Source organism: Acidovorax sp. sic0104, assembly GCF_019219095.1.
GTDB lineage: Bacteria > Pseudomonadota > Gammaproteobacteria > Burkholderiales > Burkholderiaceae_C > Acidovorax.
This window is the reverse complement of the sequence record NZ_JAHUWH010000001.1, coordinates 103,781-121,879: the sequence shown is the minus strand read 5'-3', so window position 1 is coordinate 121,879 and position 18,099 is coordinate 103,781. Positions and strand designations below refer to the sequence as shown.

Sequence of the window (18,099 nt, the reverse complement as noted above, 5' to 3'; positions counted from 1 at the left end):
GTCGTTTGAACGATTTTGTTGCCAGCGTGTTTCGCCTGATCGTGCGGCTGTTGGTCGTGGCGATGGGCGTGGTGCTGTTTCTGAGCCTGCTGGCCGCCGTGATGGTGCTGGCACTGGCGTGGGTGCTGCGTGCGGGCTGGGCGCGCCTGACCGGCAAGCCCGTCACGCCATGGGTCATGCGCATGGACCCGCGCTCGGGTTTCAGCACCGCGTTTCGCTCCACCCAACGCTGGTCTTCGGCGGGGGCACAGCGCGCACCGGAGCCTGGTGACGGGGCAGAGGCCCCCGTGGCATCGCGCCGGGGTGGCATCCTGCCCGGTGCAGCGCAGGTGACCGATGTGGAGGCGCGGGATCTGCGCTGAGCCAGCGCGCAGGCATGCGTGTCGCTCAGCCGACGTTAGCGGTCACTTAGACACTCGCCTCCACCAGCTTTTGGATACCGGCGCCGGCAGGGTGTCAGATACTGTACGGCAGCCCTGCTCGTACCCCGCCGCCGCCTTGCATGGCCTGCTCATTCAGCGGCCGCGCTCGCAGGGCCGGTCCGGGCACCTCCTTATCATTCGACCATGACACCAGCCGACATCCACGCCCACTTCGATCTCCAACGCCAGGCCAGCCGCGCACATGTCGATGTCCCTTTGCTGGTGCGCCGTGGGCGCCTGCTGCGCATGTCCAAGATGCTGGACGAACACGGACCCGTGCTGGCCGCTGCGGTGCAGGCCGACTTCGGCATGCGCTCGCCGCGTCTCACGGAAGTGGCGGACTTCTTCGTGCTGCGCGCATTGCTCGCGCACACCCTGCGGCACCTGGCGAAATGGGTCAAGCCACGCAAGGTGCGCACGCCGATCTTTCTGCAGCCCGCCAGCGCCCACATCCAGCGCCAGCCGCTGGGCGTGGTGGGCGTGATCGCACCGTGGAACTACCCGGTGCAGCTGGCGCTGGCGCCCGCCATTACCGCGCTGGCGGCAGGCAACCGCGTGATGCTCAAGCCCAGCGAGCTCACGCCGCACACATCGGCCCAGCTGGCGGCGCTGGTGGCGCAGTTCTTCAGCCCCGACGAGTTTTGCGTGGTGCAGGGCGACGCCAATTTGTCAGCGCTGTTCGCGTCGCTGCCGTTCGACCACCTGGTGTTCACCGGCTCCACCGCCGTGGGGCGCAAGGTGGCGCAGGCAGCGGCCCAGCACCTCACGCCCACCACGCTGGAGCTGGGCGGCAAGTCGCCCTGCATCATCGATGGGCACTGCGACATGCAGGACGCGGCCCTCAAGATCGCGCATGGCAAGCTGCTCAACGCCGGGCAGACATGCATTGCCCCCGATTACGTGCTGCTGCCGCGCGGGCGCGAAGGCGAATTTGCCCAGGCCTACCGCGCGGCGGTGGCACGGCTGTTCCCCACCATCGAAGGCAATGGCGACTACGCCTCCATCATCACCGCGCGGCACCACGCCCGCCTGCGCACCATGCTGCAGCAGGCGCAAACCCAGGGTGCCGAGGTGCAGACCATCGACCCCGCGGCAGGCAAGCCCGCTGTGAACACGGTGGGCACGCTGGGCGACGGTGCCAGCCGCCAGATGCTGCCCACGCTGGTGTTCGGCGCCACGTCGGCCATGCAGCTCATGCAGGAAGAGATCTTCGGACCCATCCTGCCCGTGGTGTCGTACGAGCGGCTGGACGATGCCATTGCGCACATCAACGCCGGCCCACGTCCGCTGGCACTGTACTGGTTCGGGCAGAGCGAGGCCGTGCGTGACGACGTGCTGCGCCGCACCGTGAGCGGTGGGGTGACGGTGAACGACACGCTCATGCACATCGCCCACGACAACCTGCCCTTCGGCGGTGTGGGCGACAGCGGCTGGGGCGCCTACCACGGCGAGCAGGGCTTCCTGCGCTTTTGCCACCAGAAGTCGGTGCTGGTGCAGTCGCGCTGGGCCATGGGCTCGCTGTTCTATCCGCCCTACGGTGCGAAGTTCGACCAGGTCATGGGGCTGCTGCGGCGCTGGCTGTAGCGCTGGCGGATGCACGGGTTGCGCGCTCGCTGTCCTCGCCGGGCGCGGGGTCATCTTGCAGGGCAACCGGGGGCGGCTGCGTGATGAGCTGCACCATGGCATCGCGCAGTTGCCCGGTGGACACCGGCTTGTGCAGCAGCAGGGCCGAAGTGGACTGCGCATCGCGCAGCCGCTGGGGTGATGTGTCGCCCGTCATGATGATGGCCGGCACGGGCGTGCCCAGGTAGGCGCGCAGCGCCTGCAGCACCTGCTTGCCGGTCTCTTCGTGGCGCAGGCGGAAGTCCGTGATGATGATGTCGGGCACGATGTCCAGGGCAGGGTCTTCCAGGCACTCCAGCGCATCCTTGCTCGACTCGGCGGTGATGCACAGGCATCCCCAGCTCTGCAGCAGGGCCTGCATGCCGATGCGCACGGTCTCGTCGTCGTCGATGGCCAGCACCTTGAGGCCGCTCAGGCTGCGCGCGTCCGGCGCGGGCCCGGTGGCAGCGACGTCGTCTTCGAGCGCTCCCTGCCAGCGGTCCAGCCACAGGCGAAAGACGGAGCCGCGCCCCGGCCGCGACAGCACCTCGACGGAGGTGTTCATCTCGCGAGCGAGTCGCTGCACGATGGCCAGGCCCAGGCCCAAGCCCTTGCGGCGATCGCGTTCCGGATTGCCCAGCTGGTGGAACTCCCGGAAGATGTCTTCCCACTGGTGCTGGGGTATGCCTGCACCCGTGTCCCAGACCTCCAGCGCCAGGCGCTTGCCGCGCGTGCGGCAGGCAATCAGCACGCCGCCGTGCGCGGTGTAGCGCAGCGCGTTGGAGATGAAGTTGTGCATCACCAGGCCTACCAGGGACCGGTCGGCATGGGCGGCCGCCGAGGTCTCGCGCGTGCGGTACACCAGCCCGGCCGTGTCGGCCTGTACGCCGAACTCCTGCTCCAGTGCGCCCAGCAGCGGCTGTACCGCAAAGGCAGCGGGACGCACTTTCACCACCCCGGCTTCCAGGCGTGAGTAGTCCAGCAGCGTGGTGAGCATCTCGGCTGCGGCGCTGGAGGCCGCGTGCGCATGGCCCAGTACGGTCTGCTGGTGGTCGCTCAGCGGGCTGCGCTGCAGCGATTCGAGGAACAGCCCCATCGCGTGCAGCGGCTGGCGAAGGTCGTGGCTGGCAGCGGCCAGGAAGCGGGATTTGTCGCGGTCGGCACGTTCAGCCGCTTCCTGTGCGGCGAGTGCACGCTGGGACTCTGCGCGCAGCTCGCTCACCAGCCGGTCGTTCTCCAGCTTGAGCGCGATGCTGCGGCGCGTGGCGCGGTCGGCGGTGCGCGCCTGCATGCAGGTGAGGGCGTAGTAGACGCTGGTGAGAAACAGCGCGGGCCACATCACCGGCCCGCCCGCCAAAGCGACCGCGATCATCACGCCGCCCATGGCGCAGGTGAGGTAGGTCACATAGGCCCTGTACAGCGGCGCACCCAGGCCCAGTGCGCCGGACGAGACGGTGCTGATGATGCCGATGGCATAGATCACGCTGTCCGGCGTACCCCAGTACAGGACGACATACCCGAGCGCCCCCCAGCTGAGTCCCATGGCGGCCATGCAGGCAATGAGCTTGCGCGCCGCCTGCGGCGCGGGGTCGGTGAAGGGGGCAATGCCGCGCAGGGTGAGGTACACGCCCAGCACGACCACCGTGTGCAGAACCAGCCAGATGGTGGTGGCCTGGGTGTCGGCCACGCGCGCCATCACCCACAGCGTGCCGAGTGCAGTGGCCAGCGAGGCCAGCAGCGTCATCGGAAAGTTCTGCCGCAGCAGGGCTGCCTGCTCGCGCAGCACTTCGTCGCGCTCTCCGTGCGGCCAACCCCATCGGGCGGGAGCGGAGGTGGCATCGGGTGCCACCGTCGGGTATTCAGAGGCTGTCATGCAACTGCGGTGTGGACAGTCCCATGCGTTGCGCGGCCAGCAGGGCAGCGCTGCGGCTGTTGACGCCCAGTTGCGCAAAGATGGCCGCCACATGCACCCGCACGGTGTTCTCGCTCAGGCCCAGGTCGCGCGCGATGACCTTGTTGGGCTTGCCGGTGCACAGCAGCGCCAGGACCTCCAACTGCCGCGCCGTGAGCGAAGGCGCGTCCTGCCCGCGCGGGGTGCTGTGGCTGCTGTGGATGGGAAAGCAGGGCAGTCCTGCCAGCGTACGGGTGATGGCGTCGAGGATGTCCTGTGCGCTGGCCGACTTGAAGAGGAAACCATCGGCGCCCCGTGCGCGCGCTTCGTAGATCGCATCGGGCGCCACGCTGGCCGACACGAGGACGATGCGGGCCTGTGGACAGGACTGGCGCAGCAGGCGCAGACCGTCCAGGCCGCTCATGCCGGGCAAGTGTATGTCCAGCAGTACCAGATCGGTGTCCGCGGCCTGCAGCGCGCAGGCCTCCGCGATGGAGCCCGCCTCGGCAATCGCCCCCACGTCCGGATGGTCCTGGACGATCAGGCGCAACCCTGTGCGGAACAGGTTGTGGTCATCCACAAGCAGGAGACGGGCGGTCATCTGGCAAGTATTACGCACAAAAAGCTGTTGTTGACTAGTCCATTTGTGCGATGGACGCGGCCTAGGTCAATTTTTAGACTTTCCGTCAAGCATTGAAAAGCATCTGTGGGCAGCCAGTGCGCTGCCACGCGAAGCGGCCTGCAGGAAGCGCCAACCTTCCCTGCGGTGCAGTGTGAAGCCTCGAGGGATGAACACCAATGCGCAACCTTCGTTTATTTATCTTGCTGTTGAGAGGGACTCCAATGACTGTCGATGCATCCATCCAGGGTTCTGCCGCCTCTGTCACGACTGCTGGCCGCCAACCCCGTACCGAGCGACGTCCTGCACCAGGCGCAGCCCCGTGCGCCACCGGGCTTGGCGGCAATTCGGTCGCGCACATCGTCGAAGAAAACTGCCCGGGCATGCTGGCATCGGCCGGTGTGGTGATAGAACACCTGGACGCCCAGGCGGGTGTCTGGCAGTTCTCCACCGATGATGGGCAGACGTGGCGACCGATCCGCACCGACCTGGTCAACCGCCCCGGCAACATGGGTTTGGCGCTGGACCGCGATGCACGTCTTCGTGTGCTGCCGTTTGGCGGGCACAGGGTGAGTGGTGCGCGGGTGGCTTTCCACACGGTGCAGCGCAGCCACGCGCAGGGCAATGGCAGCTACCGGGCCTATGCCTGCGATGACAGGGAGGACGGCTCGCGCACCGTGACGCTGGTGTTGGGCCTCAATGCCATCAATGGCACACCGCCCGCCGTGCACGTGCCCCGTCCCCGCAACAAGCGGGCCCTGGTGCAGCGCGCGGCTGCCGCGGCGGCTGCGTCCTCGCTCACCGGTTCGATGGCCATGGCCTGAGCCGTCTGCCACAAAAGCCCGTCCGGTGGGGCGAAACTGAACGTTTGTCGAGGGCAAAGCGGGGCCCTCCAGAGGGTGAAAAACGGTTTGCGGCGACAATGCCGGTCCTTTCGTATTTTCATTCCCCGTTTTCGTTCGGTTTTTCCATGTCCAGTATCCAGGTTCGTCCCGCTACGCTTCGCGATGCAAAAGCCATCGCCCAGATCCATACCGTCTCTGCCCAAGAGGCCTACAAAGGGTTGGTGCCAGACGAGCAGTTGAAGTCCATGTCGTCGGTCGAGAAGCGCCAGGCCTACTGGCGCGAGGCCATTGAATATTGCGAGCCGCAGGTCCAGGTGGCCATCGACGGCGAGAAGATCGTCGGGTTTGTCGGCTATGACCGTTCGCGCGATGAAAAGTCCCGTCCCACCACCGGTGAGATCTGGGCCATCTATGCGTCCCCCACCCACTGGAACCAGGGCGTTGGCCTGGCCTTGTGGGACGCTGCCCGCGACGGGCTGCAGGAAGAGGGCTGCACCAATGTGACGGCCTGGGTACCGCTGCGCAATGAGCGTGCCATTCGCTTCCATGAGCTGGCCGGTTTCAAGCAGGAGCTGTCCACGGCCAAGACGGCCGTGATCGGCGGCGTGAAGATCGAGGAAGTGCGCCTGAAGCGCCCGATCAACGCTTGATCCGATGAAGCATCCCCTGAGTCGCCTTCGGCATCGTCACGCTGGTATCTGCGGCCGGGGGCTGTTCGCTGCACCGTGCTGATGTCCACATCTGTTCCCCTCATCGCCTGGAGCCACCTCGGTGAACCCTGCGAAGCCCGGTGGCGTTCCGAGAGCGGTGCGCCGGCACCGCGGCGTGTTGTCGTGTCCGATGACACCCTCGCGGCGGATACGGCGTACCGCATGGCAGCTGAAGGCGCAGGGCTGCTGTGGCAGGGCGACTTCCAGAACGCGCGCCACCTGCTGCAGGCCCTGATGCGCCGGACCGACCGCAAGCCGCGCAAGGCTGCAGCGCGGTCCGCTCAGAAGCTGGCGGTGGCCACTGCCGCTGAAGCCTTCCATCTGCACCGTCAGGCGCAGGCCCAGCGTGCACGGGTGCTGGCGTCCATCCTGATCCCGCTGGAAGGCGACTACGGCATCGCGCTGCGGCGCGCGCCCGACTGGCGCCAGGCCTGCACCGAAGCCTGGGGCCCTGCCACGGGCGAGCGCTCGGTGGCCACGCTGCGCGAACTGCTGGGCTTGGTGGGGGCGCACGAATGGCGCAAGAAGGGGGTCGAAGTGCCGGCCCTGGGCGCGCCGCCGCTCAACCGCATCCATCCGCACTACGGCGTGTTCTCGCCGGTGCGCGGCGAGTATGTGGACCTGCTCGCCAGCACAGCGCTGCCGTCCAAAGCCCTGGCTTTCGATATCGGCGTGGGCACAGGCGTGCTGTCGGCCGTGCTGGTACGCCGTGGCGTGCAGCGTGTGGTGGGCACCGACCAGGACGCGCGTGCGCTGGCCTGTGCAAAGGACAACCTGCAGCGCCTGGGCGTCTTGACCCGCGTGGAGCTGCTGCAGACCGACCTGTTTCCGCCAGGCCGCGCGCCGCTGGTGGTCTGCAATCCGCCCTGGGTACCTGCGCGCGCCAGTTCGCCCATCGAGCGCGCGGTGTACGACGAGGGCAGCAGCATGCTGCGGGGATTCCTGGCCGGACTGCCGGATCACCTGGAGCCGGGCGGCGAGGGCTGGCTGATCCTGTCCGACCTGGCCGAGCATCTGGGCTTGCGCCCACGCGAGCAGTTGCTGGGATGGATCGCCGACGCCGGGCTGGCCGTGCTGGGTCGGCACGATGTGAAGCCGCGCCATGCCAAGGCTGCGGATGCTGGCGATGCGCTGCATGCGGCCCGCACGGCCGAGCTCACGTCGCTCTGGCGGCTGGGCGCTGCGGCCGCTGCCTGACTGATCGAAGCGCCTGCCGGGCCATTCGCCGGCCGGGCGCTGGCGGAGGTCAGTTCTTGGTCCCCTCTCTGCTTGTGCCCAGGTCAGGCCAGCACTGCGGGCTGCGTCGTATCAAACTGCCTGGCGGGCGCCATCGACGCTGCGGGCAGCAGTTGCTCGAAGCGCTCACGCAGGCTGGCGGCCCGCTCCGCACCGGCGGCCAGCGCCACTTCGTCGAACATGGCCTCGCCCACATCCAGCATGCTGTCCTGGTCCTTGGCCGCGCGCAGTGCCTCGCGAAACTGCTGCGCCATCACGGGGTCGCGGCGGGCGAAGAGGCGCTCGCACGCATCGAACAGGTACATCCGCGCGCCGGCCAGGGACCGCAGTGATTCCGCAGGTTCCTGGCGCGGGGTGGATGCAGCAGGTGCCGGCCCTTGGCTGGCGTCGGCGCGGATGGCGGACGGCGTCGGGTCCGCCGGCAGCCCGGCCGGGCCCGTCAGGTAGCCCTGGCGCATCAGGTTGTCCACGATCTGCGCGCCGATGCCGTTGTACATGGCCTGCAGGTCCGACAGCGGCTTGCCGTCGGCCAGCAATAGCAGCGAGCGCTCACGCAGGCTCAGGGTGCGCACGCCGGGGGACAGCTCCAGGCGGGCTTTGTCGGTTTTTTGCAGCAGCATCTCGCCTCCGGTTCACAGGTCTTTGCGGCAATTGCACCAAGCGGGGATGACGGCGTGATGACCCCCGGGGCGGCCGGCGCGACAATCTCCGGCGCCGTGACTGCGGCCTCATGCGCGGCCCGGGCTGGCACCCCGCTGTCGCACAATGCAGGCTATGCACCGCGTGCGTGTAGCTTGGCGTCACTCATTCGCTACTAATTTAGTAGCATCCGGCGCAGACCCATCAAGCGGTAGCTGCCAATTTTTATCATTTTCTGGCTGAAGAGCCGCGCCCCGAACCGCGATGACCTTGCTGCTGGCCCCCATGGAGGGGCTTCTCGACTTCGTGCTCCGTGACGTGCTGACCCGTGTGGGTGGGGTGGACCGCTGCGTTTCCGAATTCATCCGGATCACCGGCACGCTGCTGCCGGACAAGGTGTTCCTGCGCTATGTGCCCGAATTGCGCAACGGCAGTCGCACCCTGGCCGGCGTGCCTGTGCGTGCGCAGCTGCTGGGGTCCGACCCTGTCAGCATGGCCGAGAACGCGGCGCGCCTGGCGGGGCTGGGTCCCGAAGGGATCGACCTGAACTTCGGCTGTCCCGCCAAGGTGGTCAACCGCCACGGGGGCGGCGCCGCCTTGCTGCAAGACCCCGAAAGAATCGCGGCCGTGGTGGGCGCCGTTCGCCGCGCGGTGCCCGCGCACCTGCCGGTCTCGGCCAAGATGCGACTGGGTTTCAACGACACCGGGTTGATGCGCGAGTGCGCGCAGGCCATGCAGGCGGGAGGTGCCTGCGAACTGGTGGTGCATGCCCGCACCAAGGCCGACGGCTACCGGCCGCCGGCGTACTGGGAGCACATCCCGGCGGTGCGTGCGGCGGTGGGCATTCCCGTGGTGGCCAACGGAGAGATCTGGACCGTGGCCGACGCGCTGCGCTGCCGCGAGGTGTCGGGCTGCGACGCGCTCATGCTGGGTCGTGGCATCGTGGCCGACCCGGGCCTGGCGCGCGCCATCCGTGCCGCTGATGCGGGTCAAACCGGCGCGCCCGCTGTGGTGTGGGCGGACCTGCTGCCGCACATCGCTGCGTTCTGGCAACTGGTGTGCGACGACCTGGAGCCCCGCCAACGCGCGGGGCGCCTGAAGCAGTGGCTCAATCTGCTGCGCCGCCGCTTCCCTGAAGCCGAAACGGCATACCAACATGTGCGCACCATGACTGACCAACGCGCGATCACCCTGTGGGTGGAGGCCCAGCAGTCGCCGTGAGGCCCGCCCGGCGATGCCTGCAACACTGTCGGAGAAGGCCGGCGCCGGGCCTGCAGAATGCATGTGCCGCTGTGCCGGATCCTGTCAGAGCAGGTGATCCGGGGCCAGCGGCCCGAGCAACTGCAGCAGCAGGCGCAATGGAGTGCTGGCGTCGGGCTCCGTCGTGGCATCGGGTAGCCCGCTGCCCTGGGGCGCACGCCATACCAGGCGGCCGTCCACCAGCTCCACGCGCCAGGCGGCGTCCCTGAGCGCACCTTCGATCTGCGCGGTGGCCCGGCGTGAGAGGTCTCCGCTGCGGATCAGCAGCGCGATCTCGGTGTTTTGCCGTTGCGAGCGGATGTCCAGGTTCATCGAGCCGATGGCCAGCAGGCGGCCATCCATGATGAGCAGCTTGGAATGCAGCATGGCGCGCGAGCTGCCCATGGAGCCGCCTGGACTGCCGCCCTTGCCGCCGCTGCTGCCGGTGGAGCCCAGCGTGCCACTGAGCACGCCCGGCAACTCGCTGCGCATTTCATAGAGTTCGACCCCCATGGCCAGTAGGTCCGTGCGGTGCCGCGCGTAGCCAGCGTGTGCAATGGGAGCGTCGTTGGACGCGAGTGAGTTGGTCAGCACGCGGACCCGCACGCCGCGCGCGCGCGCTGCGGCGAAGGCCTGCTTCATGTCCGGGCCGGGTACGAAATAGGGCGAGATGATGAGCAGATCGCGCTGCGTCTGCCCCATGAGCTGCAGCAAGCCGTCCACCACGGTGTCGGTCTGCGCCTCATTCAGCTCCTTGTCCGTCGATGGGCGCTCCGGCGAAGGTGCAGCCGCGCCGGGGAGCGTGCCGATTGCAGCAGTGACGGCTTGTGGTGCGGCAGGCGCTGGCGTCGCTGGTCGGGAGGCCGCGGGCGCTGGCCCGGTGGCAGCGCGGGGGCCCCGGGATGCGATGGTCACGGGCGTGGCAGTCGCGGGGGCCTTTTCCGGCAAGGTGGTGGGCGCGCCGCCGTCCGGCGGAATCTTCGCGGGCTTGTCAACCAGCACGGCTGCGGGCGCCCAGGTGAACGGTGCCTGGGCCAGGTCCATGGGCTGCTGGTCCCAGATGCGCGCGCGCTGCGCCGCCGTGGTGCCGCGCCCGTCGGGGGCTGGCTGGTTGTCTGGCGCCAGCGTGCCGCCTTGGCCTTTGATGCGGTCCTGCTCAGCGGCATCCGCCGCACGCATCCGTGCGCGCAGCCCGTCCAGTTCCTCGCGTGTGATGAGCGACTGCACGGGGTAGGCGCGGTCATTGTTCCAGTAGCTGTCGAAGCTGCGCGAAAGGTCCTGCACGACGGGTCCGGCGGCCAGCACATCCAGATCCACGAAATTGCCCGAGTCGGCGTTGCCGAAGTACGCATCGCCCAGATTGCGCCCACCCGTCACGCCCATGGCATTGTCGGCAATGAACAGCTTGTTGTGCATGCGCTGCTGCACGCGTGAGAAGTCGGTGATCACGCTGAACAGGCGCCCCACCGGCGAGCCCCGTGCCCCGGTGAGAGGGTTGAACATCCGCATCTCGATGTTCGGCACGAACGCCAGGCGCATCACCTGCGCATCGCGCCCCGTGCTATGGAAGTCATCCAGCAGCACGCGCACCCGAACGCCCCGTTGGGCGGCAGACACCACGCTGAGAAGCAGGCGCTCGCTGCTCGCGTCGGCATGGATGGCGTAATACTGCAGATCCAGCGTCTTTTGCGCGGCATCCACCAGGGCCAGTCGGCTGCCGTAGGCCGCTTGGGGGCCGCTGAGCAAAAGGAACCCCGAAGGGTGCCGCCCGCCTGCTGCGGTGCGCCGGTCCTCCACCAACTGTCCCAACGCCGTGCCGGCCGGAGACGCCAGGGCGCTGGAGATGGGACGGTCCACATCCTTGGGAAGGCCCGTGCAACCTGAAATGGCCCCTGCAAGCACCACGGCCATGAGGGCCAGCCAGCCATAGCGGGCCGTGGTGGTCAGAAAGGCGGGGACAGGGGGCGTGCGCAGCATGCCGCGATTGTGACCGCGCATCCGCCGCCGCGCCTGTCAGACGCCGCGCCTACGCACCCACCGCGCCGGGCCGGCAGACAGCACTGCCGCACAGTTACCAGCTCACTTCCCGTTCCGGCGTGGCACTGATCTTGTGGATCGACACGTCGGCACCGTCGAATTCCTCTTCCTGCGTGAGCCGCAGACCCACCGTGCTCTTGAGGATGCGGTACACCACGAATCCGCCTGCAAGGGCCCAGGCCACCCCCAGCATGCTGCCGATCAACTGGGCCGCGAAGCTCACGCCGCCCAGGCCACCGAGTGCCTTGCTGCCAAAGATGCCGGCGGCCAGGCCGCCCCAGGTTCCGCACAGGCCGTGCAGTGGCCACACGCCCAGCACGTCGTCGATCTTCCATTTGTTCTGCGTGAGCGTGAACATCAGCACGAAGATCGCGCCTGCCACAGCACCCACCACCAGCGCGCCCAGCGGATGCATCAGGTCTGAGCCTGCGCACACTGCCACGAGTCCGGCCAGTGGGCCGTTGTGCACGAAGCCGGGGTCGTTCTTGCCCAGCACCAGCGCCGCCAGCGTGCCGCCGACCATTGCCATCAGCGAGTTGACGGCCACCAGGCCGGAGAGCTTGTCCACTGTCTGCGCGCTCATCACATTGAAGCCGAACCAGCCGACCACCAGGATCCATGCGCCCAGCGCGAGGAAGGGAATGTTGGAAGGGGGGTGCGCCGAGATCGCGCCGTCCTTGCGGTAGCGGTTGGCGCGCGAGCCCAGGAGGATCACGGCAGGCAAAGCGATCCAGCCGCCCATGGCGTGCACCACGATGGAGCCCGCAAAATCATGGAACTCTTCCCCCGTCAGCTCCTTGATCCAGGCCTGTACCCCGAAGTGCTGGTTCCAGACGATGCCCTCGAAGAAGGGGTACACAAAGCCTACGATGACTGCGGTTGCCATCAGTTGGGGCCAAAATTTGGCGCGTTCTGCGATGCCGCCAGATACGATCGCAGGGATCGCCGCCGCAAAGGTCAGCAAAAAGAAGAACTTGACCAGCGAGTAACCGCTTTGCTGAACCAACGACTCCGCGCCTACGAAAAAGTGGGTGCCATACGCCACGCTGTAACCCACGACAAAGTAGACGACGGTGGACACCGAAAAATCCACCAGAATCTTCACCAGGGCATTGACCTGGTTTTTCTTGCGCACCGTGCCCAGCTCCAGAAAGGCAAACCCGGCATGCATGGCCAGCACCATGATGGCGCCCAGGAGAATGAACAAGGCATCAGCGCCCTGTTTGAGTGCTTCCATAACGTCCTCTTGCGTTTGAATTGATCTTTTCTGGTGCGTCGAAACGCTAAAAACCAGATGTGCACCAAATTGAAGCAAGAAGTGCGCCAGAAGATGGTGCGGATTGTGCACCATGGTGGATGTGACGAGGACCTGCGCAAAATCTTCGGAGATGGCAGGGGAGGGCAAGTGGCGCGAGTGAGGGCCTCGATGCACTGCATGGGCTCGTGCCCACGCCCGCAAATCGGGCGCCAGAACGCGGTGCCGCCAATTGATTCTCGCCACCCATTGCGTTCCCAGGCAGTCTGCAGGGATTGGCTTCAGAACCGGTCACGGCCCTCGAAGCGCGCAACGATACGCAGGTCGGGCCCGAACCTGTCCACCGAAGTGAACTGGAGCGCTATGCCTTCTGCGAGCGCCTCCAGAGGACCAAAGTCGGCCATGCGCGCCCCTTCACCCAGCCAGCGGGGCGCCAGATACACCAGCAACTCGTCGACCAAGCCTTCACGTACCAGCGATCCGTTGAGCTTGTGGCCGGCTTCAACATGCAATTCGTTGATCCCCTTGTGTCCCAAGTCCTTCAGCATGGCTGCCAAGTCCACCTTGCCTTGGGCGTTGGGGAGATGGATGACCTGTGCGCCTCGGGATTCAAGAGCGGCCTGCCTGGGCTTGTCCTGAACGGCTGCGTAGATGTAGCAAGTGCGACCGGTGGTGGTAAGTACGCTGGCATCCGGGGGGGTCTGAAGCCTGCTGTCCACTACCACGACGTGCGGTTGTCGGGGTGAAGCCACATCGCGCACATCAAGCCGCGGGTTGTCGTCCAGGACTGTGCCGATGCCTGTCAGCACAGCGCAAGCGCGCGCGCGCCATGCGTGTCCGTCGGCGCGGGCTTGCGCAGACGTGATCCACTGGCTGGCCCCGTTCTCCAGTGCGGTGGTTCCGTCCAGCGATGCCGCGGTCTTGAGGCGCACCCAGGGCGTGCCCCGCACCATGCGGCTGAAAAAGCCGATGTTGAGCTCCCGCGAGGCTTGCTCGCCTGGGCCCACCACCACATCGATTCCAGCTGCACGCAGGCGGTCAAAACCTCGTCCCCCGACCAGAGGGTTCGGGTCCTGCAAGGACGCCACGACTTTGGTGATGCCCGCCTGGATGAGGGCATCGCAGCAAGGGCCTGTACGCCCCTGGTGAGAGCAGGGCTCCAGGGTGACATAGGCGGTCGCGCCCCGCGTGTCGCGGTGCGCGCTGGCGGCGTCGCGCAAGGCCATGACCTCCGCGTGCGGACCACCGGCCTGCTGCGTGAAGCCTTGGCCAATGATCTGGCCGTCAGGCGCAACGATGACGCACCCAACCCGGGGGTTGGGATTGGAAAGAAAAAGCGCTTGAGCGGCGAGCTCAAGCGCTTGGTTCATGGGGGCAGGCGCAGTGGAAGACATGGCGCCTGCGATGGTAAGGGATGGCGTTCGCTATCTGCCCCAGCATTCGGTCACGAGCGTCCCTGTAGTCGCCCCCTTGGCGCCTCGCATTCCGGTGTTGGTCAGCGTGTAGTTGCCGCACTTGTCGCCTGTCTGGCCGAGCTTGGGAGTGGCGGTGATGGTGAACGTGGCGCCGTCCGACACTGCGGAGATGTCGTAGCGGTCGTTGGGCACGGTTTTCAGGCTGGTTGGGAAGGCCGCTGTCAGCGGATAGGTGCCCGTCGCAGTCGCCGCTCTCTCCATCCATTGGGCGCCCTGCAGCAAGGCTCCCCGGGCCTCCGCCCGGTGCCCGCGGCGCACATACTCGGCATAGCTGGGGTACGCGATGGCAGCCAGGATGCCGATGATGGCCACCACGATCATGAGCTCGATCAGGGTGAAACCCCCCTGGGTTTTTGGCAGGCGCTGATTCATGAAAACTTCCTTTATTGCACTTGGCGCCAGCTGGGGCGCAACGACTGTTCAGGCATGCGATTGTCTTCGCGTGGCTTGTCGCCGACCTTCTTGGGGTTCACTCCGGTGTAGTCAAGAATCTTCTTGCCAGAGGTTACCAGCAGCGGCGGGCCAGGAGGGACCTCGACGCGCGTCGTGCCTGTGGCCACGGACCCCGCCACCAACTGAACCGTGGGATTCTTGCCGTCCATGATGTTGATCAGCGTGCGGTATTGAACGCCCGGAATCGTCGCAACGGTCGTGGGCGTGCAGCTTTCTTCAACGGTGGTCGTGTTGTCCGTGGACGTGCCCGAGGGTTCCTCGGTGTAGACCGCCAGGATGTTGCTGCCGTCCCAGAACTGCATGGGCTTGAGCAGGCGCTCGCCTTCTTCAGGAAGGTCGAGGTACCAGCCATCAAAGTCCTTCCATGTGTCGGCCTTGAGCTCGTCGACGGCGTTGGCCTTTTCATTGCTCGTCGCGCCGATCTTCACGATCTCCTGCTTTGCGAGCTTGGCGCTGCCCCCCATGACCCCGACAGCCTTGGGTGTGGGAACCGCAGGAACGCCCGGCAATGCGCCTGCGCCCGGGTGAATTTCCAGCCGTTGTTCGTCCTTGGGCTTGCTGGTATCCCTGACGCGGTAGCGGGCGTTGTCCAGGACCGAGTACAGGGTCTGCACGTACTTGTACTGGGCCTTGGTCACGTCGCGGTCATCCTTGGACAGGTTTCTTCCCGTACCGAACGCCACCATCAAACCGCCCACAGGCTGGCTTGCGCTTGCGACCTTCATGGCTCTGTCGTTGGCGCGCACGATGGGCGGGGCCGTGATGGGCTGGGGCTGATTGCGAGCGCCATTTTTCACGCTGGCTCCACGTGCCGTGAACAGCGGTGAGTCGATGCCAAAGGCAGACTTCCACTGTGTGGCGTCGGCGCTCGTGAGATCAAACTTCCACAGGTTGCCGAGGTTGTCGCCGGCGTAAACGATGTCGGCACGCCCGTCGCCGTTCAAATCCACAAGCGTCGGTGCCGACAAGCCGTTGTCGTTGGCGTTTCCGGTGCCTTTGGCGTCGTCGCTGGCTTGAATGCGCTTGAGTTCCCTGGCGCCGTCAAGGTACTGCACCAGCAGCACGGGGCGCTGGTTCTCGCTGTTGTAGCCATTGCCCAGGACCGCCGCCCAGCGGTCGTTGTTCAGCCGTGCCACCTGCGTGCTGCGAAGCTGGTTGGAACTGTCCCGCACGGGTTGAACGGTGATGTTGCCGATGTCCTTGTCCTCGTCGACGATGACCAGGCAGGCAGCCTTCTCCGCGGTGGAGATGCCCGTACGGTTGCAGTCCGGAGCACCTTCGCTGTTGCCGCGTGTGCGGTCAAGCAATGCCAGTTGCTGGCTCTTGCTCTCTGCGAACGTGGATGGGTCCGTGACGTCCAGCGCGAAGTACCCCTTGCCGCCCGCGCCCAGGGTGCCTACCAGCACGGTGGACCAGGTCGAGCCCGACTGAATGTCGCCCGTCATGGGCGAGCCATCCACGTAGTACTGGTGGTTGTAGTTGGGGTCGGCCAGCTTCTTGAGGTCCCCGATCAAGCCACGCGGGACGTAGGCGATTTTCTCTTTGCCGTCGAGGGCGGAGAAACCGTGCAGCATCCCGTCGTTGCCCCCCACATAAAGCATGGGGGTCCGGTCTTTCTGCGCCTTGATGAATGCGCTGTAGCCGGCCAGGGAGTAGTCGCTGGCGGGAGCGCCGGTGAACCAGATGTCCGAGTTGATGATGTCGCCCTGGCGGCTGAAGCGCTCGCGGAAGGGCAACGCTGCCGTGTAGCCGCCGGGGGTGTCCTTGTCGCCTTCCAGTGTGCGCTGGCCACGAATGTAGTTCAGGACATTCTCGCCCTTGGTGTACACGGTGGCTGTCGTGTCCGAAGTTTCCTTGCCAAGCAGGGCTTTCTGCGCCGTGCTCAGATTGGTTTGCCCCGTGGCCCACTTGAAGGACACGCCACCCTTGAATTTGGTGCTGGACCATTCATCGCTCCAGCTGAGGATCAGCCGATCCGACAAATTGGCAAGTTCATCGAGCCTGTCTGCCGTGGTCTTGCCCTCCCACTCCTTGGTCGGGTCGGGATAGTAGGTGCATTCCTTGGTCGCATCTTCAAGGCAAGGCTTCTTGACGGGCTCGCGCGCGGCGGAGGCACTGACCCACCCGCGCCAGCTTTCCTTGCCGTTGTAGGCCGACGCATAGTTGCCGGCGTTCGAGCGCGTCGTGTTGAATCCACCGCCTGCGGAGCCTACGGCCACGGTATCAGGCAACGTGGAGCTGTCTTCATTGATTTTTCCGATGATTTCGCGGAAAGCATTTTCAAGGTCTTCACCCTTGGCGACTGCGTAGAAGCGTCCGCGGCCATTCAAGGCTGAATGCCACAGGTCGAGGGAGCGCCTGTCCTCGTTGTCCATTTGTGGCCAGGTTTTGCCGCCAGTCACCAGAGCGGGGAAACTTCCGTCATACCCGAAGGGCACGCGATCGGTGGGCGCCGTAATATTGTATTTGGCGTCCGTGAAATTCTGCTTCCACGAAGTCGCAAGAGCACTGAAGCCGATCGTGTAGGTCACCATGTGCGACCAGGTGGCCGGGTTGTACTTGGGATTCCAGTACTTCTGCAAGACGACGGTTTTGCCGCCACTGGTGAAGGATTCGGTGGCTGGTGCGTCCTTGTATTCCTGCGTCAATGGAACCTTGTCGTTCGTGAGGCCCGTCGTCTTGAGCGGCTTTGCCCAGCTGTAGAACGCCCAGTCGGCAATGGGCCTGTTTCCGTCCGTGTTCAGGCTTTCGTCACGATACAGGGCCGACTGCTGCAGGCCAGCAGTGGTGCCGCCATAGACGGTGCCGTCCGGCAGGGGCAGGTTGGTTGCGTTGTCGCGATAGTTCAGGTCCGGGACGGCAAAGTCCGTGCCGTTCCAGCGACCATCGGTCATCATGATGTGGTAATTGCGGCGGCATCCGAGAAACGGCTTGTCGGTAGTGCCCGGCACTGCAGCCCAGGGGCTGTTCTTGTCCAAGGCGGCATTGCGCAGGTATTCGTCCGACTGCTTGAACATCTCGTGCGACGGGGTTCCGTTGCTCGGAAGAAGGTAATCGGTGAAGGCAAGAAAATTATTGCGGTGCGTGGCGGTAAGTGACCGCATGAAGTTCGTGCGAGACGTATTCGTGGACCCTACGTTGTCTGCACCAGGCGTCTTGCCCTTGCCTGGGTTGGCTCCCGATCCATACCAATATCCGGAATCTGAATAGTTGTTCAAGCTGTTGCTATTGTTGTGCATGGCCTGCCATGCCAGCCGGATCTTGTTGTCTGGAATCAAGGTTTTGTCATTGAAAACCTTTTTGAGCGAATACCTCAAGACATTCATCCGGCGGCTGGTCATGGGCCAGGTGCCATCGGCGTTGGGCGCCGTGTTATTGGTCGCACCATTCTGACTTTCCGAGTCAAGCCGGAAGCCCATACTCCCGGAATCATCGACAGAGATAATCACATTGGGTGCCACAAAGGATGGCTTGACCTTGGGCAGGGGGGGCTCCTGGGCCAAATCAAGTGCCCAAGCGCCATAGGGCGCCAGCGCCGCGCTGGCAGCCATGGCCAAAAGCGATTTACGGAAACGTGGAGGGGTGCAGGGCATGATGTGCTCCTATCGTCGATATAATATTGCTGCATTAATTTGCAGCCGAAATGTGCAACTGCGATCTCCGCAGGCATGTGGCC

General features: G+C 65.7%; 14 protein-coding genes. 6 read left to right on the top strand and 8 right to left on the bottom strand.

The annotated features are described in order from the left end of the window. Window positions 1–5 precede the first annotated feature (5 nt). Complete coding sequence (locus tag KW835_RS00575) at window positions 6–362, top strand: hypothetical protein (protein ID WP_218380346.1); 357 nt, start codon at window positions 6–8, stop codon at window positions 360–362. Window positions 363–566: 204 nt separating this feature from the next. After that, window positions 567–2,006 (top strand): coniferyl aldehyde dehydrogenase, encoded by a 1,440-nt coding sequence (locus KW835_RS00570; RefSeq protein WP_218380345.1) that lies wholly within the window; start codon window positions 567–569, stop codon window positions 2,004–2,006. Here the strand turns inward: KW835_RS00570 and KW835_RS00565 are convergent. After that, window positions 1,978–3,897 carry a hybrid sensor histidine kinase/response regulator gene (locus KW835_RS00565; protein ID WP_218380344.1) on the bottom strand — a complete coding sequence of 640 codons (1,920 nt, stop codon included), beginning with the start codon at window positions 3,895–3,897 and terminating at the stop codon, window positions 1,978–1,980. The genes KW835_RS00570 and KW835_RS00565 overlap by 29 nt on opposite strands. Then, window positions 3,884–4,516 (bottom strand): response regulator transcription factor, encoded by a 633-nt coding sequence (locus tag KW835_RS00560; protein ID WP_218380343.1) that lies wholly within the window; start codon window positions 4,514–4,516, stop codon window positions 3,884–3,886. The genes KW835_RS00565 and KW835_RS00560 overlap by 14 nt, the downstream gene beginning before the upstream one ends. 242 nt (window positions 4,517–4,758) lie before the next feature. Here KW835_RS00560 and KW835_RS00555 point away from each other — a divergent pair, with 242 nt between their 5' ends. The 3 genes from KW835_RS00555 (at window position 4,759) to KW835_RS00545 (ending at window position 7,286) form a co-directional block, all read left to right on the top strand. Further along, window positions 4,759–5,358, top strand: coding sequence for a hypothetical protein (locus KW835_RS00555; protein ID WP_218380342.1), 600 nt, complete (start codon window positions 4,759–4,761; stop codon window positions 5,356–5,358). Window positions 5,359–5,504: 146 nt separating this feature from the next. Beyond that, entirely contained in the window at window positions 5,505–6,029 is a 525-nt protein-coding gene (locus KW835_RS00550; protein ID WP_218380341.1) for a GNAT family N-acetyltransferase, read from the top strand. An 81-nt stretch (window positions 6,030–6,110) separates the two neighbouring features. Then, complete coding sequence (locus KW835_RS00545; protein WP_218380340.1) at window positions 6,111–7,286, top strand: class I SAM-dependent methyltransferase; 1,176 nt, start codon at window positions 6,111–6,113, stop codon at window positions 7,284–7,286. An 83-nt stretch (window positions 7,287–7,369) separates the two neighbouring features. Here the strand turns inward: KW835_RS00545 and KW835_RS00540 are convergent, their stop codons facing one another. After that, complete coding sequence (locus tag KW835_RS00540; RefSeq protein ID WP_218380339.1) at window positions 7,370–7,945, bottom strand: hypothetical protein; 576 nt, start codon at window positions 7,943–7,945, stop codon at window positions 7,370–7,372. Window positions 7,946–8,228: 283 nt separating this feature from the next. Here KW835_RS00540 and KW835_RS00535 point away from each other — a divergent pair, with 283 nt between their 5' ends. Next, window positions 8,229–9,185 (top strand): tRNA-dihydrouridine synthase, encoded by a 957-nt coding sequence (locus KW835_RS00535; protein ID WP_218380338.1) that lies wholly within the window; start codon window positions 8,229–8,231, stop codon window positions 9,183–9,185. Window positions 9,186–9,269: 84 nt separating this feature from the next. Here the strand turns inward: KW835_RS00535 and KW835_RS00530 are convergent, their stop codons facing one another. From KW835_RS00530 to KW835_RS00510, 5 genes are all read right to left on the bottom strand, one after another. Then, entirely contained in the window at window positions 9,270–11,180 is a 1,911-nt protein-coding gene (locus KW835_RS00530) for a phospholipase D family protein (protein ID WP_218380337.1), read from the bottom strand. Between the two features lie 94 nt (window positions 11,181–11,274). Beyond that, a complete protein-coding gene (locus KW835_RS00525; RefSeq protein WP_218380336.1) occupies window positions 11,275–12,477 on the bottom strand; it encodes an ammonium transporter in 1,203 nt (400 codons plus the stop codon). Window positions 12,478–12,776: 299 nt separating this feature from the next. Beyond that, window positions 12,777–13,865, bottom strand: a complete 1,089-nt coding sequence (gene ribD / locus KW835_RS00520; protein ID WP_370633561.1) for a bifunctional diaminohydroxyphosphoribosylaminopyrimidine deaminase/5-amino-6-(5-phosphoribosylamino)uracil reductase RibD — start codon at window positions 13,863–13,865, stop codon at window positions 12,777–12,779. 54 nt (window positions 13,866–13,919) lie between these two features. Continuing rightward, the gene (locus KW835_RS00515; protein WP_218380334.1) at window positions 13,920–14,342 is read right to left on the bottom strand and encodes a type IV pilin protein; all 423 of its coding nucleotides are present in this window, start codon (window positions 14,340–14,342) and stop codon (window positions 13,920–13,922) included. Window positions 14,343–14,353: 11 nt separating this feature from the next. Further along, window positions 14,354–18,016 (bottom strand): pilus assembly protein, encoded by a 3,663-nt coding sequence (locus KW835_RS00510; RefSeq protein ID WP_218380333.1) that lies wholly within the window; start codon window positions 18,014–18,016, stop codon window positions 14,354–14,356. Between the last annotated feature and the right edge of the window lie 83 nt (window positions 18,017–18,099).